The 24,252-nt window shown below is 59.2% G+C and carries 19 protein-coding genes; 13 read left to right on the top strand and 6 right to left on the bottom strand.

Annotation, left to right across the window (positions count from 1 at the left end):
- Positions 1 to 252: 252 nt before the first annotated feature.
- The 9 genes from FOC84_RS13795 to FOC84_RS13755 all read left to right on the top strand — a co-directional run bounded on the left by FOC84_RS13795 (position 253) and on the right by FOC84_RS13755 (position 13,332).
- Positions 253 to 2,136, top strand: coding sequence for a polysaccharide biosynthesis protein (locus FOC84_RS13795; protein WP_302053196.1), 1,884 nt, complete (start codon positions 253 to 255; stop codon positions 2,134 to 2,136).
- Between the two features lie 44 nt (positions 2,137 to 2,180).
- On the top strand, positions 2,181 to 3,227 hold the full coding sequence (locus FOC84_RS13790; RefSeq protein ID WP_173144886.1) for a polysaccharide biosynthesis protein: 1,047 nt from the start codon (positions 2,181 to 2,183) through the stop codon (positions 3,225 to 3,227).
- Positions 3,228 to 4,334: a UDP-2-acetamido-2,6-beta-L-arabino-hexul-4-ose reductase gene (gene wbjC, locus FOC84_RS13785; RefSeq protein ID WP_173144885.1), complete on the top strand. Its 1,107-nt coding sequence runs from the start codon at positions 3,228 to 3,230 to the stop codon at positions 4,332 to 4,334.
- A gap of 9 nt (positions 4,335 to 4,343) precedes the next feature.
- Positions 4,344 to 5,477 carry a non-hydrolyzing UDP-N-acetylglucosamine 2-epimerase gene (wecB, locus tag FOC84_RS13780; protein WP_173144884.1) on the top strand — a complete coding sequence of 378 codons (1,134 nt, stop codon included), beginning with the start codon at positions 4,344 to 4,346 and terminating at the stop codon, positions 5,475 to 5,477.
- Between the two features lie 121 nt (positions 5,478 to 5,598).
- Positions 5,599 to 6,903 carry an O-antigen ligase family protein gene (locus FOC84_RS13775; protein WP_173144883.1) on the top strand — a complete coding sequence of 435 codons (1,305 nt, stop codon included), beginning with the start codon at positions 5,599 to 5,601 and terminating at the stop codon, positions 6,901 to 6,903.
- A gap of 20 nt (positions 6,904 to 6,923) precedes the next feature.
- Positions 6,924 to 8,189: a glycosyltransferase gene (locus tag FOC84_RS13770; protein WP_173144882.1), complete on the top strand. Its 1,266-nt coding sequence runs from the start codon at positions 6,924 to 6,926 to the stop codon at positions 8,187 to 8,189.
- Positions 8,190 to 8,298: 109 nt separating this feature from the next.
- Positions 8,299 to 9,681: a hypothetical protein gene (locus tag FOC84_RS13765; RefSeq protein ID WP_173144881.1), complete on the top strand. Its 1,383-nt coding sequence runs from the start codon at positions 8,299 to 8,301 to the stop codon at positions 9,679 to 9,681.
- A 305-nt stretch (positions 9,682 to 9,986) separates the two neighbouring features.
- The gene (locus FOC84_RS13760; protein WP_173144880.1) at positions 9,987 to 11,519 is read left to right on the top strand and encodes a hypothetical protein; all 1,533 of its coding nucleotides are present in this window, start codon (positions 9,987 to 9,989) and stop codon (positions 11,517 to 11,519) included.
- Between the two features lie 403 nt (positions 11,520 to 11,922).
- A complete protein-coding gene (locus FOC84_RS13755) occupies positions 11,923 to 13,332 on the top strand; it encodes a hypothetical protein (RefSeq protein WP_173144879.1) in 1,410 nt (469 codons plus the stop codon).
- Here FOC84_RS13755 and FOC84_RS13750 read toward each other — a convergent pair.
- A complete protein-coding gene (locus FOC84_RS13750) occupies positions 13,324 to 13,884 on the bottom strand; it encodes a sugar transferase (protein WP_173144878.1) in 561 nt (186 codons plus the stop codon). The genes FOC84_RS13755 and FOC84_RS13750 overlap by 9 nt on opposite strands.
- A gap of 126 nt (positions 13,885 to 14,010) precedes the next feature.
- Positions 14,011 to 15,240: a glycosyltransferase family 4 protein gene (locus tag FOC84_RS13745; protein WP_173144877.1), complete on the bottom strand. Its 1,230-nt coding sequence runs from the start codon at positions 15,238 to 15,240 to the stop codon at positions 14,011 to 14,013.
- Between the two features lie 204 nt (positions 15,241 to 15,444).
- On the opposite strand from FOC84_RS13745, the gene FOC84_RS13740 reads away from it, so the two are divergent.
- The gene (locus FOC84_RS13740) at positions 15,445 to 17,127 is read left to right on the top strand and encodes a hypothetical protein (protein ID WP_173144876.1); all 1,683 of its coding nucleotides are present in this window, start codon (positions 15,445 to 15,447) and stop codon (positions 17,125 to 17,127) included.
- 62 nt (positions 17,128 to 17,189) lie between these two features.
- Here FOC84_RS13740 and rfbB read toward each other — a convergent pair whose 3' ends face one another.
- Positions 17,190 to 18,254, bottom strand: a complete 1,065-nt coding sequence (gene rfbB, locus FOC84_RS13735) for a dTDP-glucose 4,6-dehydratase (RefSeq protein ID WP_173144875.1) — start codon at positions 18,252 to 18,254, stop codon at positions 17,190 to 17,192.
- Positions 18,255 to 18,427: 173 nt separating this feature from the next.
- On the opposite strand from rfbB, the gene FOC84_RS13730 reads away from it, so the two are divergent.
- From FOC84_RS13730 to FOC84_RS13720, 3 genes are all read left to right on the top strand, one after another.
- A complete protein-coding gene (locus FOC84_RS13730) occupies positions 18,428 to 18,997 on the top strand; it encodes a CoxG family protein (protein WP_173144874.1) in 570 nt (189 codons plus the stop codon).
- Between the two features lie 99 nt (positions 18,998 to 19,096).
- Complete coding sequence (locus tag FOC84_RS13725) at positions 19,097 to 20,449, top strand: MFS transporter (RefSeq protein WP_173150143.1); 1,353 nt, start codon at positions 19,097 to 19,099, stop codon at positions 20,447 to 20,449.
- Positions 20,450 to 20,468: 19 nt separating this feature from the next.
- A complete protein-coding gene (locus FOC84_RS13720; protein WP_173144873.1) occupies positions 20,469 to 21,347 on the top strand; it encodes a DMT family transporter in 879 nt (292 codons plus the stop codon).
- Here the strand turns inward: FOC84_RS13720 and rffA are convergent.
- The 3 genes from rffA to FOC84_RS13705 are packed head-to-tail and all read right to left on the bottom strand — an operon-like array spanning position 21,344 to position 24,248.
- Positions 21,344 to 22,492 carry a dTDP-4-amino-4,6-dideoxygalactose transaminase gene (gene rffA / locus FOC84_RS13715; protein WP_173144872.1) on the bottom strand — a complete coding sequence of 383 codons (1,149 nt, stop codon included), beginning with the start codon at positions 22,490 to 22,492 and terminating at the stop codon, positions 21,344 to 21,346. The two genes, FOC84_RS13720 and rffA, sit on opposite strands and share 4 nt — an antisense overlap.
- A complete protein-coding gene (gene rfbA, locus FOC84_RS13710; protein WP_173144871.1) occupies positions 22,489 to 23,373 on the bottom strand; it encodes a glucose-1-phosphate thymidylyltransferase RfbA in 885 nt (294 codons plus the stop codon). Before rfbA ends, rffA begins: the two co-directional genes overlap by 4 nt.
- Positions 23,370 to 24,248: a class I SAM-dependent methyltransferase gene (locus FOC84_RS13705; protein WP_173144870.1), complete on the bottom strand. Its 879-nt coding sequence runs from the start codon at positions 24,246 to 24,248 to the stop codon at positions 23,370 to 23,372. The genes rfbA and FOC84_RS13705 overlap by 4 nt, the downstream gene beginning before the upstream one ends.
- Positions 24,249 to 24,252 lie beyond the last annotated feature (4 nt).

The raw sequence follows: 24,252 nt of genomic DNA, 5'->3' as shown, positions 1-24,252 counted from the left end.
ATAGGACATTCGAACTTGCCGGACCGTCTCGCCGGATCTCTGCCTGCCGGCAATCCCAAGAACGAGTAATACGCCCCCATTTAATTTGCGCATCCCACTTTCCTTGATCGCCGCATATTGCAGCACCTTGGATGCCCACGTCGCGCTAGCAGTTCTAGACGCCCACGCCCGCCTGCGGCGCAGGCGCGGTTACTCTACCCCGACGGCGTGTTGATACAATCACGCACCCCCAAACTCTCTTTATCAGTCGGTGTGACTTTGCGTACCTCAATCGGTGCAGTTCGGCAAGCCCTCGTTGACCTCCCGAGATCAGCCAAAAGAGCCCTTGCCATTTCGCTGGACGCGCTGATTCTGTTTGGCGCATTCCAGTTGGCATTATGGCTTCGTTTCGAGCTGTTTTTTACGACACCAGACTATCTTTTGCTGTCATTTGCCGCCTGCGCCAGCGGCATCTTCGCGCTCATCGTATTCGGCACGTATCAATATGTGCTGCGGTACATGACGGACCGCGTAGCCCTTGTCATTGTAGGGGGCGTCCTGGTTTCGATCATGACGGTCACCGCCTGCAGCCTCTTTCTGCAGATGTCCTCGGGGCTTTCGCGCGGCGTGTTGACCATTTACGGCGTCGTGTCCCTGGTGCTGCTGCTGGGCGTACGGCTGGCGGCCATCAAGACCTTGTTTCCGCGCCACCGGCTTGGCGATGTACCGCGGGACAGCGTCGTGCGCGTGCTTATCTATGGCGCAGGTCCGGCTGGCAGCCAATTGGCGCTCGCCTTGCGCAACAGTTCGCACTACCGCCCGATCGCGCTGGTCGACGACGACCGGGATAAAACCGGCCTGATGGCCGCTGGCCTGCGCACCTACCCGACGAGCGACGTGGGCGAACTCGTGGAACGCCACAATATCGGTCAGATTTTGATTGCCAAGCCTACGGCTTCGCGCGAACAAATCAACAACATGGTGGAGATCGGTTCGCAGCACAGTATCCGGGTCCGGATTGTGCCGAATCTGCACGAAATGGTCGACCAGGCCGGTGGCCTGAAAGCTCGCGATCTTCAGATCGAAGACCTCCTGGGCCGCGATGCCGTGGCGCCGCTGCCTGCACTGCTGGGCCGATATGTAACTGGGCATGTGGTCATGGTGTCCGGCGCAGGCGGCTCCATCGGCTCCGAACTATGCCGCCAGATCCTGGCGCTGCAGCCCCGCCGCCTGGTCTTGCTGGAAATCTCTGAACCCGCCCTGTACACCATCGGCCAGGACCTCGCCGGGATCAACTCGCAGAATGTGGAGATCGTGCTGCTGCTGGGTTCCACGGGCGATCAGCGGAATTGCGCAGAACATATGCGCAAGTATGGTGTCGAGACCATCTATCACGCAGCAGCCTACAAGCATGTTCCCCTGGTCGAGCACAACATCCGCGAGGGCATACGCACCAATGCCTTCGGAACCCTGTCCTTCGCCCGCGCCGCCATCGAATCCGGCGTCAAGGATTTCGTGCTGATTTCCACCGATAAGGCTGTCCGGCCCACCAATGTCATGGGCGCAACCAAGCGCCTGGCCGAATTGGTGCTGCAGGCACTGGCGGACATTCAGACCGGCACCCGTTTCTCGATGGTGCGGTTCGGCAATGTGCTGGGTAGCTCGGGCAGCGTCGTCCCCCTGTTCAATCGCCAGATCCAGAACGGCGGACCGGTCACCTTGACACATTCGGACATTACCCGCTACTTCATGACCATCCCGGAAGCAGCACAATTGGTGCTGCAGGCAGGAGCCATGGGCGCCTCGGGCTCGGTCTTCGTCCTGGACATGGGGGAACCGGTCCGGATATACGACCTGGCCAAACGCATGATTCAACTGCATGGCCTGACCGTCCGTACGCCGGAATTCCCCGACGGCGACATCGAAATCCGGATCACGGGCCTACGCCCCGGAGAGAAACTCTACGAAGAGCTCCTGATCGGTGGAGATGTCTCGCCTACGCAACACCCTCGCATCATGCAGTCGAAGGAACATAGCATTCCTTATGACGAATTGATGAAAGAACTCGAAAGCATGGAAAATTCTTTCACTTCGGGCGATGAGATGGCCCCCAAGGCGATGCTCAAAAAGCTCGTGATTGAATATACTCCGTCCTGAATTCAATTAGACAAACCCGCTGCCATAATTAGTATATATAAGCCATGAGCAATAAAACTTTCTGCGACAAGACCTTGCTAATAACCGGAGGCACGGGTTCTTTCGGCAATGCCGTTCTGAAGCAATTCATTAATTCCGATATCGGCGAAATCCGCATTTTCAGCCGCGATGAAAAGAAGCAGGACGATATGCGGAAGCGCTTCAACAATCCGAAGTTGAAGTTCTACATCGGCGATGTGCGCGACTACACAAGCATCCTGAACGCCACTCGCGGCGTCGATTTTATTTTTCATGCCGCAGCGCTCAAGCAAGTCCCTTCGTGCGAATTCCACCCGATGGAGGCTGTGCGGACCAACGTCCTGGGCACCGAGAACGTACTCGAAGCAGCCATTGTCAATAACGTCAGCCGCGTCGTGTGCCTGAGCACCGACAAGGCCGTTTATCCGATCAATGCCATGGGCATCTCCAAGGCAATGATGGAAAAAGTGATGGTTGCCAAGTCGCGCAACCTCGACGGCAAGGGCACCGTGATCTGTGGGACCCGCTATGGCAACGTCATGGCGTCGCGCGGATCGGTCATCCCCCTCTTCTTCGACCAGTTCCGCGCCGGTACGCCGTTCACGATCACCGATCCCGACATGACGCGTTTCATGATGACGCTGGAAGATGCGGTGGATCTGGTGCTGTATGCGTTTGAGCATGGCACGAACGGCGATATCTTTGTCCAGAAGGCCCCCGCCGCCACGATCGAAACCCTGGCCGAAGCCCTGCTCGCCATCCTTAAGAAGCCTGAGCATCCGATCAACGTCATCGGTACGCGGCATGGTGAAAAACTCTATGAAACGCTGTTGAGCCGCGAAGAAATGGCTGCCGCCGAGGACCTGGGCGGGTACTACCGCGTGCCGCCCGATCTGCGCGACCTCAATTACGGCAAGTTCGTCGAACAAGGCGAACCGAAGATTTCGCAATACGAAGACTACAACTCGCACAATACCGAGCGTCTGGACGTCGCCGGCATGGTGGCCTTGCTGCGCAAGCTCGATTTCATCCAGGCCATCGAGCGCAACGACATCCCCGAAGCCGAGGGCTAAATGAAGCTGCTTATCACCGGCGCCAACGGATTTGTCGGCAAGAACCTGCGCGTATTGCTGGGCGAACGCAAGGAATTCGAAGTGCTCGCATTCACGCGCGAGCATACGCTGGGCCAACTGGAAGCCATGGTCCAGGAAGCGGATTATGTCTTTCATCTGGCCGGCTCGAACCGCCCCAAGGATCCTGCCGAGTTCAAGGAAATCAACCTGGGATTGACGCAGTCGCTGATCGATTTCGCCGCCAAGCGTCAACGCCCCTTGCCGATCGCCTACACCTCATCGATCCAGGCGGAGCTTGAAAACCCCTACGGCGCCAGCAAGCTGGCGGCCGAAGAAGCGCTGCAGGCCTATGGGCGCCAGACTGGCTCGTCGGTTCGCCTGTTCCGCCTTCCCAATGTGTTCGGCAAATGGTGCCGCCCGAACTACAACTCCGCAGTGGCAACCTTCTGCCATAACATCGCGCACGACCTGCCGATCAGCATCAATGATCCTGCGGCCAAGGTGCGCCTGGTGTACGTGGACGACGTCTGTAAGGCCCTGATTGCCTTGCTCGCAGAAGAGCCGGGACTTAACGGGTACGTGGAAGTCGAACCGGTCTATTCCACCACCGTGGGCGACATGGCCGACGAGATCCGCGGTTTCAAGGAAAGCCGCCAGACGCTCATCACGCCTCGCGTGGGCACCGGGTTCACCCGCGCGCTGTATTCGACCTACATGAGCTATCTGGAGCCGGCGCAGTTCGCGTACACCGTACCCAAATACGGTGACCAGCGCGGCGTTTTCGTCGAGATGCTGAAGACGCCCGACGCTGGCCAGTTTTCGTTTTTCACCGCGCTCCCCGGCATCACGCGCGGCGGCCACTATCACCACACGAAGACCGAGAAATTTCTGGTCATCAAGGGTTCGGCTCGTTTCGGTTTCCGCCATATCGTCACGGACGAAACGTTCGAAATCCTCACCAACGGCGACGAGCCCACCATCGTCGAGACCATTCCCGGCTGGGCACACGACATCACCAATATCGGCGAGGGCGACATGGTCGTCATGCTATGGGCGAACGAGATCTTCGACCGGCAGAATCCCGACACCATCGGCCACAAAGTTTAATTATCCAAGATGACCAAGAAACTCAAAGTCGTTACCGTCCTTGGTACGCGCCCCGAAATCATTCGCTTGTCGCGCGTCATGGCCAAGCTGGACGAATACTGTGACCACATCATCGTCCATACCGGCCAGAACTACGACTACGAACTGAACGAGATCTTCTTCAGTGATCTCGGCGTCCGCCGCCCGGACCATTTCCTCAACGCAGCGGGAGGCACCGCCGCCGAGACGATCGGCAACGTCATCATTGCCGTCGACAAGGTTCTGGCCGAAACGCAGCCCGAAGCCGTCCTCATCTTGGGTGACACCAATAGCTGCTTGGCCGCCATTCCTGCCAAGCGCCGCAAGATTCCCATTTTCCACATGGAAGCCGGAAACCGCTGTTTCGATCAGCGCGTGCCGGAAGAAACAAACCGGCGTATCGTCGACCATACTTCCGACATCAACCTCACTTACAGCAGCATTGCCCGCGAATACCTGCTGGCCGAAGGTTGCCCTCCGGACCGCGTCATCAAGACCGGCAGCCCGATGTTCGAGGTGCTGACGCACTACGCGCCGTCCATCGACGCCTCGGACGCTCTCTCGCGGCTGGGTCTGACCGAGGGCGAGTACTTTGTCATCAGCGCTCACCGCGAAGAGAACGTCGATTCCGAGGTTAATCTGCGCAAGCTCGCGGACATCTTCAATGGCCTGGCCACGACCTACGGCAAGCCCGTGATCGTTTCCACGCATCCGCGCACGCAGAAGCGTATTGACGCGCAACAGCTGCAGTTTGATCCGCTGGTGCGTCTGCTCAAGCCTCTTGGCTTCCACGATTATGTCAAACTGCAGAAAGATGCCCGCGCGGTGCTTTCCGACAGCGGCACCATCACGGAAGAATCTTCCATCCTCAATTTTCCTGCACTTAATATCCGCGAAGCCCACGAACGTCCTGAAGGCTTCGAGGAAGCTTCCGTCATGATGGTCGGCCTGGAGCTGGACCGCGTGCTGCAAGGGCTCTCCATCCTGGAGAATCAGGGCCGAGGTGCCGAGCGCAGCCTGCGTCAGGTGGCCGACTACAGCATGCCTAACGTGGCGGAAAAAGTGGTGCGGATCATCCATAGCTATACGGACTATGTGAACCGTACCGTGTGGAAAAAATACTGATCGAGCTGCTGGCGGGCAAACGGCATCGGGGCAGCCTGCCCCCAGATACCCCAGCACCTGGTTAGTTTGTCCTTCCAAGCACGACGCCACTACCAATCAGTATTTGCCCAGGCTTGTTTCCATGGACGTCGCCACGCCTCCTCAGTCCCCCCGGGCAGTCAAGAACGTATGCGATGTAGCCCTGCTGCTTTGTATCGGCTTGCTGCCGGTCCTGACCGTCAGCACTAGCCGCGGGGGCAGCGTTGCGTTCTACGCAGCCTGCGTCTTCAGCCTGGCCGGCCTGTGCCTGGCGGCGCGCCAATCCGAACCATCCCGTACGCCGTATTGGCATAGCTACTGGCCGCTGGTTGCGTCGCTGGCACTGGTTCCGCTGACGCCGCTACTCAGCTCTGCCTTGTTGGATGCGAGATTGCATGGGTCGGATCTTGAACGCGGCCTCCGCTTCTGGGCGATAGCATTGATCGTCGCCAGCCTGACGCAAATCGACCGCGAAAGGCTCAAGCTCGCTTTGTGGGGCATCGCAACAGCCGCCTGGATCGCCAGCATCAGCATCATCCATCTGGCCTGGACCACCGGCCAGCGGCCAGAGCCCGAGGAGTACAACGCTGTCTCCTACGGCAACCTGACCTTGCTCATGGGCGTGCTCATGCTGTTCGCGCTGGGATTGCGCACGACACGCTGGCCCAGGCTTGAAGCCGCCGCAAAACTTGTCACTGGCGGTGTGGCGATCTATGCCTTCGCGCTGACGTTGACCCGCGGTGGTTGGCTGGCGGTCCCCGTCTTTTCCCTGGTGGCGCTCGCGCTGGTCAGCCAACGACGCTGGATCCTGAAGGCGGGCATATTTGCCGCGGTCGTTGTGGGCTGTGCGGCTGTCCTCTACGCCAATCACGATTTGCGCAGCCGCGTGAAGCTGGCGGCCAACGAAGTCGTTCAATGCCGGAACGACAGATTGGCTGATACTTCGATATGCACACGGCTTCAGCTATGGTCTGCCGCCTGGAGAATGTTCCGCGCCGCTCCGCTTACCGGCAATGGAAGCGGCGGCCTGTTCCCAGACAAGTTGCAGGAACAGGCCGCGCGCGGCCAGGTTTCGCCGACGGTTGCGGCGAACTTTGGCGAGCCTCACAATGATCTGCTGTATGCCATGGCCAACTATGGTCTGCCAGGGCTTGCTGCGCTGCTCGCCATATATCTTGCGCCTAGCGCCTATTTCCTCAGGCGCGTGCGCCAGGGCAGCCCCGACGGCAAATGCGCTGCCGCCATGGGTCTTGTCGTCTGCCTGGGGTTTGCGACATTCGGCCTCACCGAACTGATGTTCCGGGGCATGCGCACCATCGGCCTATATGCGACATTGGCCGCGTTGTTCCTGGCCATGTCTGCGCCGGGCGGTTTCTCCGCGCATTCCGCGCACAAATCCATACCCTGAATGCGATAACGGAAAAAATCGTGTCTGAAAAAAAGCGATTGCTGCACCTGGGTTTCTTTTGCCCCCAGGCGTATTTCGACCTGCACGACAAGGCGGAGAAGAACCATCAGTACGCCGCGCGCAAGCTCGAATCCCGGATCGTAGACGGTCTGCGGCAAAACGACGTCGAGGTCGAAACGATCGGCCTGTACCCCGCGCGGATCTTTCCGCGCAACCGTACCGTCTTGCTGAAGGCATTCAAAGGCGTCGATGCCCACGGACAACAAGCCCAGGCTGTCGGCTACATCAACATGCCCTTTCTCAGCCACATGTCGCGCACCATCTCCATCCTGAGCGCGGGCTGGCGGTGCCTGCGCCAAAAACGTGAGCGCCCTTCGGCAATCCTGGTGTACTCACTGCACACTCCTCTGGTGCTTTCTGCGGCGATCCTCTCCAAGTGGTTCCGAATCCCCTTCTACATCTATGTCCCTGACCTGCCGCAATACATGAACGTCGGCGTCAAGCGCAGCCGTCTATTCAACTTCCTGAAGCGGATCGACACATCACTGGTGTTGAGCCTGAGCGACCGGGCGACGGGCATCATAGGAATCACCTCCGAGCTGGTCCAATCGCGCCCATCCTGGAGCGGCAAACGAACGGCAGTCCTGGAAGGTGTGGCGGAGGCCAGCGATGCGCCTGATGAAGCACAGAAGCAGCACGATTCCGAGACTCTGAACAAATATGGGCTGACCAAGGGCTTTGTCTTCTACGCGGGCGGGCTGGCTGAACCTTATGGCGTAGGCATTCTCATCGAGGCCGTGAAGCAACTGGGCGGTCAGGTCCACCTGGTCCTATGCGGGGCAGGCTCCATGAACGCAGCCGTGCGCCGGGCCGCGAGCGAACATCCCCAGATACACTACCTGGGGAGCATCCCACCCGAAGACGTCAAGGCGCTGTCGCGCAGCGCCAGCTTTCTGGTCAATGCGCGCATCCCGGGCGACGCCTATCTGCAATACTCCTTTCCATCCAAGCTGTTGGAATACATGGCCACGGGCGTTCCCGTAGTCTCTTCCCGCCTGCCTGGCATCCCACAGGAGTACTATGCACACCTGCTCGTTCTGGATGACGTCACCGCAGAAGGCTTGGCTGAATGCCTGCGAAGCAACGCAGGCGTGAATTACGGTGCCGCCCAGCTCTCCGCGCAAGGCGCAGCCGCCTTCTGTCGGCAGCATAAGACCGCCCTGCAACAAGGAAAAAAACTGGTCCGAACAATTTTTCAGGGTTCGGAGCAGCAAGGCCACCCGTGATGTGCGGGAGCCGCGACGACCATCGACCCTTCTTTTTTACCTAAATAGCTTTGGCATGATACGGGGCCTCTTCCTATACCTCGCAGTGAAAGTTTTCCCGGCTCTGTCCATGATCGTGTACATGGTCGCCATGTACATGAGCTTTCCGCCCACCGATTATGTAACCTATTCCGCCGCGATTGCCGCTGGCGTGATCGGCGCACAGATAGCTTCGAGCTGGATTGCCAGCGCGATCATCTTTTACTTCCCCTTGCGCAAAGGGAAAGCGGCATTCGTCACGCAGGTGATGCGGATAGCCATTATTTCGGCCTCGCTGACGGCCCTGATCACCTCCGGAATCTTTCTATCGCTGTTTCATGATCGGGCGCTGAGCACGAGCGTCTTGTTCCTGACTGCTGCGCAAGGGCTATTCTACGTAGCCGTCGCCCTATTCCAACCGGAGCGGCGAATGCGCAGTCAGGTCATCAGCGCGATCACCCTCAGCATTACTCAACTGCTGTTCGCCGCCTACGCGATCCTGTCCAACACCCATTCGCTCGCGCTGTCCGTCGCCGGTTATGGCGCGGGGTTTCTGGCCGGCCTCATTACGCTGCTTCTGTATATTCACTGGACCTGGTTTACCAGCGTGTTGCGCAAGCGCCAGCGCCGCCTGGCAGCGAAGGAACCTGCGCTTGAGAATTCCAAGCTTCTGGCCTATGGCGGCCCCATGTTCATCTGGTTTTCGCTGATGCTCGTCAACAGCTACACCGACCGCTTCTTCCTTGGGCGCGTGGAAGGGCCGGGCGTGGCGGGCTATGCTTTCACGAAAGACCTTCTGATCGGCATTTCAGGGTTCATTTCCATGCCGATCATGCTGATAGCCCATTCCATGATCTTCCGGTTGTTCCGCGAGAAAAAGCAGGAGGAGCTCTCTCAACTGATCAGGTTCTCGACCACGCTTCTGGTCGTGCTGTTTCTGTTCGCGATATTCGTCTATGCGTCATTCGCAAAAATACAATTAGCGCACTTTTCGCCTGACCTGCAGCATGTATCATTTTTCCGAGCGGTTCTCATTGGGCTCGGTATCATGTTAAGCACCCTGGCACTCTATTCGCAGAAGAAATTCGAGGTACTCGGACACCTGAAGCAATTGGTCGTGCTGGCAGCCATCAGCAATAGCGCCGCGTTTCTTGCCTACATGTACTCGTCCAGCAGCCATTCGCTCGACTATTTCGCAATTTCATATGCGGCGAGCACGCTCCTTTACTTCTGCCTGACGCTCTGGACCGGGTCGAACGCGATCCGGTTCACGATCAACTTGAAAATGATCGCCTTTGTCCTGGCCGTGCTGATCGCCATGCATTTCCTGGCACCGCCATCCATCTACAACGGACAAATGGACTGGGTAGCCGCAGGATGGGCCGTGGCCTGGCTCGGAGCCTTGGCGGCAGTCCTGATGACCTGCTTGCTCAGGCTGTATCGGTCATTGGGATCCGGCCTCATCCAGGGTTGAACTGCCCAGTCTCAAGTATCCGGAACGACGCCTTATTTGTTGCTGTGACGCACAACAGGCCCGCTTGATGCGCAGTCAGCTCGTAAAAATCTGATTTTTCAGGCCCAACTAAGTTACGTAGTTCTACAATACGCGTCACAATTTCGCGTGATACTTCCGCTTACTGTCAACTCCCCACTTTCTTAGTTCACTGTCCCGCGGGAAGGTAGTAAGGGATCACGCCCGCAACGCTATATAAAGTAACATTTAGAAGTATTTGGTAGGAATATTGAGCTTTGCGTAGCGCTCATATATTCCAAAACTCAATGGAAAGGCATCAACAGATGTTAGGCAATTTCTGGAAGCACGGAAACTTGGCGTTAGAGAGAAAAATAACTATCTCGCTGCCAACGGTTCTATATTTGTTCTCGTACTTCGTCACCACGGTTTTGGCTGCCACTGTCTATTTGATGCCTGGCGGGGCGGAATATATTACAAACAGATGGGGACCGATGGCGGCGAAGGCCTATGAGTCGATCGGTTCACCTACCTATCTTGCCCTTCTTTATCTGCCTCTCATTGTCGTCCCCATTGCGGCCTGGTTGACGGTCAAATTCATGAAGCGCCCTCTCCCGCTCTTGGAGAAAGTGGCCTCATACGATCTGAGAATTAATACCTCGGTGCTCTGGCTAATCGCGCTCACGAGCGCCGCTTATTGCCTTTTTACCCTGAACGCGGCAGGCGCCTTGGATCTTGGCTTGCTATCCAGCGGCGACTACATTGCAAAAACCACCCGGCGCCTGAATCTGCTGGAAAATACTGGCTTCGTCTTTTTTGCGTTCGCCTACGGAATTAATCTTATTATTCCGATACTGGCGTTCATCGCATACGTAAAGCAGGGTGGCAAGGCGCAAGACTTGATCCTCTTCGTGGTGACATTCGTTTTCTTCCTGTTCATCATCACTGCCACCTACTCGAAGGCTCAAATACTAATTTACCTGATCATGATGGTCGCTGCGTTCATTTTGACGCGGGCCAAATTGAAATACATGATCATCGTCACCGTAGTTTCGGTTCTCGCGTTTGTCCTCACCGGCTACGCGATGTACCCAGCCCCGCCAGAACCGGTGGAGGTAGAACTGGCCAGCACTCATCAGCAACCGGAATCTACGTCAAAAATAGAAGAACTCCCTCAGGCGATGGCGCCGATTGATATCCCGGAAACGCCCTCGGAAGCGCCTGAAGACAGCCCGCCCCCTCCAACTGCCCCTCCCGTGCCTACGCTCGTTCAACCGGCCGTCAAGCTAGATACGAACCTGCTCGCGTCCTACATAAAGCGGCTGTCCGGTGACGCACTGCATCGCATGGCGGCAGCCATGCCCTTTTACGTAGCGATTTTCGACGATGAATCGGAGCGTTGCGGCATCCAGGGAAATCTGGTCCGCAAGCTCCTGCATATGCCGGAGGCAAATTGCGTGCTACCCATCAAGGTCTTCAACGCGATGTATCCTGAGGTAGATTGGGCGCAAGGCCAGCAGCCGGCACCGGCGACGTTATCTGCATACGGTGAATTGGGAATGTTCTGGTCGATTTGCGTGATGATCCTGAGCGGCGTGTTCCTCGGGATTCTCGGCACTGTCGGCGCCGCCAGCGGCAGCCCGTTGTTCCTTGGTTTCACGGTAGCTGCTTGCTCGTTTTCCTACTACCTTACCCAAGTGCCGTTGATTGCAAGCTTCACCTACCCTCACGGCATTTTCGCCTTCATGATTCCTATTGCGATCCTGCTCTTCGTCGCCATCGGCCAACGCCGCAAAGGGGGACAAGGCGTCGACCGCCATCTGGCAAAGCTGGATGCCTGACTAGACACCTAACGCCTCGCGCCGGATATCAACTCCGGCAAAACGAAGGGGTCATCTCGCCGATGCGAGATGACCCCTTCGTTTTGCGCATGCGCTACCAGGGTTGTAACGGACTCGATAGATCCTGCGGCGCGCGCCAGAAGGTCAAGTACCTCCACCTGAGCCTATGCACCAAACCGGGGCTCCTCGAAACAAGGCCAGAATGACATCAGGATCTGACTACACACTTCGGATGGCGGGTCGGGGGTCTGGCGGGTTAGGCAAACGGGATGCTTGCGTCTGATAGCTGATCAGCCTATCTTAAGCTTCACACTTCGCTACAGTTTAGGACTTATGGACAGTACGCGGCGCGACAGCATTTGCCTATACTCCTGCAAAGACCTAGCAATCCATGGACTATAGATTGAAGAACGACACGCTACGACCCTGGATTATCAGGAACATGTCGCCCGTTATTTTTTTGGCGGCATTCTTCCTCACTGTTGTTCTTGGGAATTTGCTTTTTGCCACTCCATTCGGCCGAGAACAACTACAAAAAATTCCCAGCTACGCCATCATATACAACTTCCCGACAATATTTACGCCACTATATTGGTTATTGCTGTTTTTGCCATTCCTGATGACCCCCATTGTGGTAATTCTGGTGCGGCGCTACCTCGAAAAACCTGTGCATCGGCTTTGCGCCCGCGTTCCGGAAATCCGACGCATTGATTATCTGGTAATAACCGGCCTCGCGCTGGGCCACGTGGGATACCACTTGTGGAAAGCCAACGCATTTTCGCTCTATGGCACGGGCACCGACGCGGTCTCGTCGGTCGAAATACGGTTTCAAATACTTAGCGGACTGCGCTTCTGGACCATGGCTGTCCTGATGTCCATCCTGCCGTTCCTGGCCGTATATGCCCAAATCCGATGGATCCGTTCCTCGGCCCTGTTCTGGAAGGTGACCACGGTAGTCGTAGCCAGCTTGGTGGCTCTCTACATGGTCCTGTTGAACATGAAATGGCCGTTCTTGGTCTTTGCCGCCGCTCTGATTCTGACAGTCTTCGCGCACAGCCAGAAACGCCCATACATCAAAGCTGGAATCGGTACCATTGCGCTGTTCGCGACTTATCTGGTGATTTCCAGCCACGTATTCCGCTACGCGGACAGTTCCAGCAACGCGCCTCCTCCCGAACTCGCTGCCCCCTCGGTAATCGCGCCAGAAACATCGGCACCCGGAACACCGCCGCGCACACTGCCAGAAGTCCGCCCCGACAAAGGGGTATTGAGCGAGGCTCTGGATACTCCCAAGCTGGCATTCACCCGAGCCCCGGAAACACTATTCTCCGGCCTGACCCGCATGGCGATCCTGTACCCGTTCTACTATCAGGTGTTCACTGAAGAAGGCTATGTATGCGGCGGCATCCTAGCTCAGGCCCGCATGGGACCGGCTTGTCGCCCCAGCACCTACATCTATACCCGGGTCTTCGGCCGCGATGGCTTCGAAGGGCGTGGCACCGCACCTGCAGCCGTCCACATCTCGGGTTACTCGCTTGGAGGGTGGCCGATTGCACTCTTCGCCATGGTTTGTGCGTCCATGGTCATGGCACTGATCACGTGCCTGCCGATTACCGCAAGCGCAACGGTGGGTGCCTTTGGCATTATGGGCGCCGTTGCCGGATATCATTTTTCTCAGGTGCCCGGCGAGGGCCCCATTTTTTATGACCACGGATTGATCTGGACCTTGATTCCCGTGGTTATCTACTCAATCTTGCGATGGATCTTCAGAGACAAACGCTCTGAGAAAAGAGGCTTGCCCGAATCAATGTGAAACGCCGTCCCGGCGCAGCACCTTGACGAAAGTCATCCAGAGAATGCGGATATCGAACCATACGGACTGCCTTTCCATGTACTCGATATCCAGGCGGACCTTATCGGGGATCGGCAATTCATCGCGGCCGTTGACTTGGGCCCATCCCGTCAATCCAGGCGTGAGCGCGTCCACGCCGGCCTCGGTACGCAGAGCGATCAGATCATCCTGATTGAACAGTGCAGGACGCGGCCCGACAAAACTCATGTCGCCGACGATAATGCTCCACAGCTGCGGCAGTTCGTCCAGGCTGCTTTTGCGCAAGAAGCCTCCGACAGGCGTCAGACATGCCGCGGGATCCGGCAGCAAATGTGTCGCAACAGCCGGCGTATCCACTTTCATGCTGCGGAATTTTGGCATCTTGAAAATGCGGTTGTTGCGGCCCACCCGGTTGCTCCAGTACAGCACGGGGCCGGGCGAAGTCAGCCTGACCAAGAGCGCGACGATAATCACCGGTATCAGCAGCACAAGTGCGGCAAACAGGCTGAGCAATAGATCAAATACTCTCTTCACAATTTTCTCTTGCAGAATCGATATTGCCCGGGTGCTGGTCGCACCCGGGCGCCTTTGTCATTCAGGTTTCGGCGCCACCGAGGCGTGGCCTTTGCTTCCGTGGCCTGACAGCATCAGACAGCAGGGTCACGCCGATTTTGAGTTTTCACGCGATACCGTTTCAAGCACCTCGACCAATTGATCCACCAGCCGCTCATGGTTGAAATGCTCTTCGTAGTAGCGCCGCCCATTTTCACCCATGCGCGCACGCGCCTCTTGCGGCATATCGGCAAGGCGTCGGATGGCCGCAGCCAAGGCCTGTGCATCCTCGGCGGGCACTGCGATGCCTGCCTGCGCCTTTTCCACCAGCCGCCCGCCTTCGCCATTGAGGCACGCCAGGATAGGCTTGCCCGACGCCATATAGGCCTGCACCTTGTTGGGAACGGTAGCCGCGAAGATTTCCTGGTCGGCCAGCGTGACCAGCAATGCCGAAGCACGCTGCATGAATGCAGGCATGGTTTCCACCGGAAAGCGGCCCGGCAAGTGCAGGTTTTCCAGGCCCAGCGCCACCACCTGCTGCTGCATCCACTCCCTGCGGCTGCCTCCCCCCAGAACAACGAACTGGATCCCCTGGTGCTCGCGCAACAGCGCGGCGGCAGCGACTATCACTTCCACAGCCTGCGCAGCGCCGATATTACCCGCGAACATGACGACAAATTCACCGTCTAGCCCAGGCACCTCGGGCGGCGCCTCCGTTGGCGCCCGCGAAAAACTGTCGTCGACCGAGTTGGGATAGTACTCAATGGGTTTGCCCGGCGCGAGCTTGCGTATCGGCTCGACAAACGCTTCCGACTGGACAAGTATCAAGTCGGCCCGGCTATAAATGAACCGCACGATCCGCTCGACCACGCCCAACACAAAGCGGTTTTTGACATGGCCCGTCGCCGACAGGCTCTGCGGCCAAAGATCCAGTACCCAGATCACAACCGGCGCGCCTTTGATCTTCGCCAACAGCAGGCCAGGTATGGCCAGCAACAACGGCGACAAGGCACAGATGAAAACCGCGTCGTAGGACTTGCGGCGCATGAGCCACGGTCCGAACAACAAGCCCGAAAAAATGAACGACAGGTAATTCAGCGTCAGGCGGACTGGCCCCTTGCCTCGGGGAATCAAGGGCACCCGCGTGATATTCACATCGTGAAACTTCTCATGCTGCACGCCGAACATCCGGTACCCTGAATAGATCTTTCCTTCCGGATAGTTCGGCTTCCCCGTCAGAACATCGATTTCCATCCCGCGCTCGGCCAAGGTGCTGCTGATCTCATTGATCCGGAAGCCCTCCGGCCAGAAATACTGACTAACGATCAACGTGCGCAAACTGCACCTCCCGCGAGGGAAATGGGGCAATCGGGTCGTCCAATATTCATGTCGATGTTCATCAAGGATACAAAACTCAGGGCATTCCAGCTTCTGCGCAGCGGACGCATCGTACTGCGAAAGCCACCGCGCATGCAGGTGCGGAGCGCCCTGGCCTCGCCGGTATAATCGCGCCAGGCCAGTGACTCCATCCCCTCCGCGCATATGATAGCCAATAACAGTACGGCGCCCCGGCCTGCAGACCGCCTGGTCGCGGCGGGGGATCTGCTTTCCCTCCTGGTTCTTGGCGTCTTCGTCGCGCTTCTGATCGCGGGTTCGGGTCTGCCGCTGTACTCGGATGAAGTTGTCACCAAGTGGGGCCAAGCCCGGTTCTTCGAACCTGATGGCGTACTAGTCTCCTTCTTCCCTCAATGCCGGGCGGTGTTCAATTCCCCCCTACCTTGGGCGTTTTACCCGGGCGCCGCATTTTTTTCCGTTCTGTACGGCAACCTTTCCCCCCTGGGCCTACGGCTGGCGGGAGTCGCCACGGCGCTGGCGATAGTGGCCTGCTTCGGCCTGTGGGCGCGGCGCAGCACTCACAACGCACGCGCCACCTTGAGTCTGCTGTCCGCGCTCATGGTGCTGCCCGCCCTGGGCGTACTTCCCTTCCTCTGGGTGATGGCCCGGCCCGAACAATGGCTCACCCTGGGCCTGATGTTCTTCTGCATGACGGCTACGGCGAACCAGCAGAACGATGGAAAAATCTCATGGGTATGGCCCATGCTGTACTTTCCCGTAGCCTCCGCCTTCTTTTTTGTACATCCGAAGAGCATTTTCTTCGCTCCTGCGGTGCTGCTCGCGACGTGGTTCGTGACCCGACATCGTTCTTCGGCTATCCGCTGGCTGCTCATCACCTTTGTGTTGTGGGCCGCCTACACCACATACCGCTGGGGATCGACGCTATCCAATTGCCCGGAAGCGCCTGGAGTGCAAGCCACCTTGGCCGGCAACATCCTGAATCCCTCGCTGCTGTTCCACGCCCCGGCGGCCTTCCTGCTGGAGGGAATCGGCAATCTGTTGAGCGCGCCCGGCAAGATCGCAGAACATGTCATGTTTGCTGCGACCTTCCAATCGGGTTGGCTGCCTCCCATGGTCGTGCCATCCATGGCGACTTGGATGAACCCTATCATCCGACTCCTGATCGAGGTCGCCATTTTTGCCGCCCTGGCCGCCAGTTTGCTATGGCTGCCGGCGACCTGGCTGCGTCAAAAAGTGGCAACGCCGCAGGCGCTACTCGCCGCTGCCTTGGCCGTGGGACTTTGCGCCAACCTGTTTTTCTACAAATATTGGTTTTTCTACGGCGCCGCGCAGGTCTTGCCGCTGGTCCTCATGATGCTGTTGCTCGCATTGCCCGCGCATACGCCCAAATGGTTGCTGCGGCCTGGCCTGCAATTTGCACGTTGCGCATGCTTGTTGTTCGCGCTGGCCAGCATGTCGATCTTCGCCGCGTACCTCGCACCAGAGGTGTGGAAGCGTTCCGATCCTCCCGACGCCACAGTATCCGACCAATGGCTGTCGGTCCCTGCACTGGACTTCGACAAGCGGCGTGAAACCATCCGGGAGCTGACGAACCAATGCGGCATACGTGGCGACGGCGCGGCGCACCTGGTCGTGGACCATTTGACCTACTATGCGTTCAGCCACCTGCGTCGGCCGATACACGCGCTCTATGTATCAGAACTGGCATATGGCGGCGATCTGCCTGGCGACAAGCTCGTACGCTTTCTGCAAGCGCTCGAATCGCCAGGCGCGATCACGCAGTGCAATTACCTGCCGGCAGCGCTTTCCAGCCTTCACGTCATCCGCAAGGGCGGGTACTGCTGTGTTGCGATACCGCCCGCAAACTGATCCTGCGCTCCCGAAGGCCTGCCCGATGAACAGCACGTCGGGCCGGACAGTCCGCAGGAAAGCTACTCGGCGTAATGTGTGTCAACCCAATTTCGATGGTAGGCGCCGTTGACGATATCCTCCACCCACTGACCATTGTCGAGATACCACCGCACGGTCTTGCTCAGACCGGTGGCGAATGTTTCCGCTGGGCGCCAATCCAGCTCATCGCTGATCTTTGATGCATCGATGGCATAGCGACGGTCATGGCCAGGCCGATCCTTGACGAACGCGATCTGTTGCGTATATGAAGCGCCGTCCGCCCGAGGCCGCAACTCGTCCAGCGAGGTGCAGATTTCCTGGACCACCTCCAGGTTCTGACGCTCGTTCCAACCGCCGATGTTGTAGGTTTCACCCACGCGGCCTGCCTCTAGCACCCGGCGCAAGCCACTGCAATGGTCCTTCACGTAAAGCCAGTCCCTCACTTGCCGGCCATCGCCATACAACGGCAAGGGCTTGCCGGCCAGCGCGTTGGCGATTACCAAGGGAATCAGTTTCTCCGGAAACTGGAAGGGACCATAGTTGTTGGAGCAATTCGTCGTCAGTAACGGCAAACCATAGGTGTGGTGATATGCGCGCACAAGATGGTCGCTGGCAGCCTTGCTCGCCGAATATGGGCTGTTGGGTTCATACCGGTGCGTTTCAGTAAACGCAGCGCCATCCGCGGGCAATGAGCCATAGACCTCGTCCGTCGACACGTGCAGAAAACGAAAGCTGGCGCGCGCCGCGGAATCCAATTCGCTCCAATAGGCCTTTACCGACTCCAGCAATCGAAACGTGCCAACGATATTGGTCTGGATGAACGCTTCCGGCCCATATATGGAACGGTCCACGTGCGATTCCGCCGCCAGGTTGATGACCGCCCGCGGCCGATGGCGCTTCAACAAATCGTTGAAGAGCAAGGCATCGCCTATGTCGCCAACAACCAGCTCATGCCGTTTGTCCCCATGCAGCTCCTGAAGGCTCTGCGGGTTACCTGCATAGGTAAGCTTGTCCAGGTTGATGACGGGCTCGTCGCTGCGCGCCAGCCAATCGAGCACGAAATTGGCTCCAATGAAACCGGCACCTCCGGTAACGAGGATAGTCATAGGCAATATGCGTAAAAAAAAGGGCACCGACCGAGGACGGTGGAGAGCCTCTGATTTTACTCCGCGCACCCTGCCTGTTCGATGGGGATTCGGATCCTATCAGGCTGATATTGGCGTTTTGCGCGGATTGGGTCCACAATGAAGACGGGACTGTACCAAGCAAGGAGACAGCCATGCGCATTGCAGATGCCCAGTGGATTCCTTCGACCCAGCACCAGACTTGGGATGCTCTGACCGACCCCGCCGTATTGCAGCGATGTATTCCGGGCTGCGTGGAGGTCGCCCGCCTCAGTCCGACCGAGTACTCCGTCAAGCTGCACGCCAAGGTTGCCGGCATCGACACGGACTACGATGGCGAAATCCTGATGTCCGACATCGACCCGCACAACAGCTGCACGCTGGTCTTCGAAGGCAAGGGCCGCGCCGCCTGCCTGGCCATCGGAACCGCGCAAATCAATCTCAGCACCAAGGACCAAGGGACGCGGGTCGCCTATACCGTCGCCTGCATGACCGGCGGCAAGCTGGCGGAATACGGTGAAGGGATGTTGCTCAAGGCCGGCGACAAGATCATCCAGAAGTTCTTCGCCACCTTCATCGACTATATGGCCGACCAGCCTCGTCTTGCGCCGCCGCCCCCTCCCCCCGAACCCGAACCGCGCGGACTCTCCAACTCGCGCTGGTCCTGGATCATGGTGGTGCTGGTCATCGCGGTTTTCTGGGGCTATCACACCTTCTATAAGTGAAATCCCTGACGCGCCGGTGATATGCTCTGCGGCATGACGCCGCCACCCGCCTCACCCACGCCACCAGCCCCGCCCGCCCATACACGACGCGACCTGTTGATGGGCATGGCGGGGGTTTCGGCGACCGTCGTCCTGGCCGCGCTGGATTCCACCATCATCAGCACCACCCTGCCGCGCGTGGCCGAGGCGCTTAACGGCATGGCGTTGTATGCCTGGGTCGGAACGGGATACCTGCTGGCCACCGCGGCGTCCATCATGATTTTCGGCCGCCTGGGCGACATGTTCGGCCGCAAGCCCCTGATGCTGCTGTCGGTGCTGATCGTCGCGCTGGGCTCCATCGCCTGTGGCCTGTCGCAGACCATGACCCAGCTGATCATTTTCCGGTCGTTGCAGGGCATAGGCGGCGGCATGATGATCGCAACCGCGTTTGCCGCGCCGGCGGACCTGTTTCCCGACGCCAAGCAGCGGGTGCGCTGGATGGCGCTGGTATCGGCGGCGTTCGCCATGGCCAGCGGCATCGGCCCGGTCCTGGGCGGGGCGGCGACGCAGGCGCTGGGCTGGCGCGCGGCCTTCTTCATCGCGCCGATCGCGGCCGTGGGCGCGTTTTTCCTGCTGGCCCGCTACTTTCCCCGTATCCGGCCCATCCACGACGGCAGCCGCAAGATCGACTGGCTGGGCGCCATCCTGCTGGTGCTGGCGGTAGGCGCGCCGCTGGCCGCGTTGGAGCTGGCGTTTGCCAGCGGCGACCACGCCCACCCCATGCTGGGATTGGCGCTGGCCGTGGTGGGCGTGGCGGCCATCGCCATCCTGATTCCCACGGAACGGCGCGTAAGCTCACCCATTTTTCCGCTGCGCGTGCTGGGCGGCGCGGAATCGCGGCTGCTGAACCTGGCGGCGATGATGGTGGGCGCAGTCATGTTCGTGCTGATCTTCTACAGCCCGCTGCTGCTGCAGCAGGTGCTGAACTACACCCCCAGCGAGGCTGGGCTGCTGCTCACGCCCCTGGTTGCCGCGATTTCGGTCGGCAGCATCATCAACGGCCGGCTATTCCCCAAGCAGAACGAACCGCAGCGCCTGATGGTGTTCGGCGGCTGCCTGCTGGCGGCCGGTTCGCTGATGGTGCTGCTGATCTCGCCGGGCACCTCCGCCTGGTGGATCCTGGCCGCCTTTTTCGTCAACGGCTGTGCGCTGGGCTTTCTGCTGCCGAACCTGACCTTGTTCATGCAGATGCTGAGCGAGCGGCGCGACGTGGGCGTGGCGTCGGCGCTGGTCCAGACCACGCGCGCCATCGGCAGCGCGCTGGGGACGGCCGTGGTCGGCATCATCATTTCCCATAGCACGGTACTAAACGGAGTGCGCGCGGGTCTGGTGCTATGTATCGTCCTGTCGCTGACCTGCGCCCTGCTGGCCTACCGGGTCAAGATGAAGAACCTGGCCACAAACCGCAAATGAGCCCCACGCGGGACTGAATATGCGTCAACGCAACTTGCTGGATCTGCTGCTCCTGGCCGCCGTCTGGGGCGGCTCCTTTCTGTTCATGCGCCTTGCGGTTCCGGAATTCGGGCCGATCGCGCTGATCGAGCTGCGCGTGGGCCTGGCCGCGCTGGTCCTGCTGCCCGCCGCGCTGTGGCGCGGCAAGCTGCCTGTCATCGCGCAGCATTGGAAGGCCCTGCTGATGGTGGGCGTGCTCAACGCGGCCGTACCGTTCCTGTTGTTCGCCTACGCGGCCCAATCCCTGGGTGCGGGCTTCCTGTCGGTGGCCAATGCGGTAACGCCGGTATGGGGCGCGGTCATCGGCTGGCTGTGGCTCAAGGACAGGCTGCCCTGGATGCGATCCCTGGGGCTGATGATAGGCGTGGTCGGCATCGTGGTGCTGGTGTGGGACAAGCTGAACTTCAGCGACGGCGGCACCGGGCCGGCGGTCCTGGCGGCCGTGTCCGCGCCGGTGTTCTACGGCATCGCGGCCAACTGGACCAAGCGCTTCCTGACCGGCGTGGATGCCCTGGCCAGCGCCACCGGCAGCATGATAGGCGCGACGCTGGTGTTGCTGCCCCTGGCGGTCACCCATTGGCCCGAAGCGCCGGCATCGATGCAGGCCTGGATTGCCACCATCCTGCTGGCCGTGGTGTGCACGGGCGCGGCCTACATCATCTTCTTCCGCCTGATCGCCAACGTCGGTCCGACCGGCGCAGTCAGCGTCACTTTCCTGGTGCCGATCTTCGGCGTGCTGTGGGGATCGTGGTTCCTGGACGAGAGCATCACGCCGTCGATCGCGGCGGGCGCCGCCATCATCCTGGTCGGCACCGCACTGGCACTGGGATTGCTGCGATTTCGCCGCTCTGTCGGCTAAACCTGCTTGCGCAAAGCCGCCTCAAGCACCTCGGCCACCATATCCTGCTGCGCGGGCTTCAGGCCCACCCAGAACGGCAAGCGCAGCAGCCGCTCGGAATACTGATCGGTGACTGCCATGCTCCCTGCCACGCGCCCATAGCGCAGACCTGCCGGCGCGGAATGCAATGGCACGTAATGCGATACAGGGTAGATCTGACGTGACCGGAACTCTTCGATCACCTGCCGGCGATCGACCGAGGCCGGCAGCAAGACGTAATACATGTGCGCGTTATGCTCGCAACCGTCGGGCACGATGGGCCGCCGCAGCAGTTCCAGGGCTTCCAGCGGCCCCAGAGCGTCGTGATAGCGATCCCAGATGGCCAAGCGCTGCTCGGTGATGTCGCGCGCCGATTCCAGCTGAGCCCAGAGAAACGCCGCAATCAGTTCGCTCGGCAGATAGGACGATCCCGCTTCCTGCCAGGTGTACTTGTCCACCTCGCCGCGGAAAAAGCGGCTTCTGTCCGTTCCTTTTTCACGAATGATCTCGGCCCGCATCGCCAGTTCGGGGTGATTGACCAGCAACGCCCCCCCTTCTCCGGAGATCACGTTCTTGGTTTCGTGGAAGCTGAAGGAACCCAGATCGCCAAGGCTACCCAGCGGGCGGCCTTTGTAGTTCGCCATGATGCCCTGCGCCGCGTCTTCGACCACCCGGATCCCATGCTGCCGCGCGATAGCCAAGATCGTGTCCATCTCGCAGGCGACGCCTGCGTAGTGAACCGGCACGATCACCTTCGTTCGCGGGGTAATGGCCTGTTCCAACAGTGTTTCGTCGAGATTCATCGTGTCCTTGCGCACGTCGACGAACACCGGCACCCCGCCGCGCAAGGCGAATGCGTTCGCCGTGGACGCAAAGGTGTATGAGGGCATGATCACCTCGTCGCCAGGTCCCACGTCGCAAAGCATGGCTGACATTTCCAGGCTGGCGGTGCAGGAATGCGTCAGCAACCCGCGCGCGCATCCTACGTGCCGCTCAAACCAGTCGTGGCACAACCTGGTGAACGCGCCATCCCCGGCCAGCTTCTGGTTGGCCAACGCCTGGGCTATGTATTGCGTTTCCTTGCCCGTCAGGTAGGGTTTGTTGAAATCGAGCCGCTGCGCGCTCATTGTGCGCCTCCAAACCGTTTGGTTTCGTCCGCAACGCTGCGGAGGTAGTCCCGATACTGGCAATTGGGCAATTCGCTCACCAACTTTTCGAATGCGCTCAGGCTCAGGAATCCGCGCACGAGCGCGGCCTCTTCCGGACAGCCGATCTTGACGCCCTGGCGGCGCTCGACGGCTTCGATATAGGCGGACGCTTCCTGCAGCGCGGAGCTGGTGCCGGCATCCAGCCACGCGAAACCGCGGCTGAGCCTGTTTACCTTGAGCTTTCCCCGGCGCAAGTATTCGATGTTGACGTCGGTGATCTCGAGCTCGCCGCGAGCCGATGGCTTCAAGCCCCGCGCGATGTCCACGACATCCTTGTCGTAGATATATACGCCGGGCACCGCATAACTGCTGCGCGGCTTCACCGGTTTCTCTTCGAGTGAAAGCGCATTGCCCTTGGCGTCGAACTCAACCACGCCATAGCGCTCGGGATCCCTCACATGGTAGGCGAAAATCGCCGCACCATCGTGGAATTCCGCCATTGCCCGGGGAAAGTCACCGCCCCCCGAAAAGATATTGTCCCCCAGCATGAGCACCACATCCCCTCCGGCGATGAAATCCTCGGCGATGAGGAAAGCCTGCGCGATGCCCTCCGGCTTGGCCTGCTCCCGGTACTCGATGCTGATTCCCCAGTTGCGGCCATCTCCCAGGAGATTCTCGAACTTGGGCAAATCATGCGGCGTGGAGATCAGGCAGAACTCGCGTATCCCCGCGGCGATCAGAACGGTCAGGGGGTAGTAGATCATCGGCTTGTCGAAGACCGCCTGCAATTGCTTGCTGGTTACCTGGGTCAGCGGATACAGCCTGGAGCCGGTCCCGCCCGCAAGAATAATTGCCTTCATTGCTTTTCAATCCGTTGAGCAATCACAAAGCGGGACCCGCCCGCCGCAAAATCGACACCCGCCTTGATCAGCGAGGCCTCCCCCTTCATCACGCGGTACAGGATGGAGTTCAACTTGGGCGAAAGCTTGAACTCGTCGGTGACATCGAATTCACCGCCCTGCTTGCGCTTCTTCAGGCGCGACGCCATCATCAAGGGCAGCAACAGGGACACAAAGGAAGTGCTGCGCACGATATGGAATCCTGCCGCACGCAGCTTGGCATGGCAATCGCGGGCCGAATAGCGGCGAACATGGCAAGCATAATCATCGCTGGGACTCCATAGCCAATCGTGCTGAGGCACCGTCAGCAGGAGCATGCCCTTGGGCTTGAGCGCTTGATGAATCTGCCGCAGCACGGCCTCATCTTCCTGGATATGTTCCAACACATCGAACGCGCCGATGACGTCGAATTCCTCGGAAAACGGAATCTTGCGGGCATCCATCTGGATGAAGCTGGCCTGTGGCACACGCTGCGCCGCGAAATGCAGGCCCTGGGAGAAAATCTCGCTGCCCAGCAGCCTGGCGAATGAAAACCGCCTGGCCATGCCGGACAGCACGAATCCCGTGCCGCATCCGATTTCGAGGAAGCTCTCGCGATCAGCACAGTATTTTTCAAGGGCCCAGGCTATCAGTTCGTTCCGCGCCTCGAACCAGAAGTGCCCTTCCTCGAGGCTCGCGAGTTCGGAAAAATGGCTTTCCTTGAAGCCCCCGCCCTCGCGGGCAAGCTCCGGCGCGTAGGCTTCGAAGCCATCGACAAGAACGGGTTTCGCGTGGCACGACGGACACCCTGGCTGCTCCCGGGGAAATACGGCGCTGCACGCCAGACATTGCTTCATCCCA

It is taken from the genome of Achromobacter pestifer, assembly GCF_013267355.1.
Classification (GTDB): Bacteria; Pseudomonadota; Gammaproteobacteria; order Burkholderiales; family Burkholderiaceae_B; genus Achromobacter; species Achromobacter pestifer_A.
Note: the sequence above shows the minus strand (reverse complement) of the source record. Positions and strands in the feature narration are given on the sequence as shown.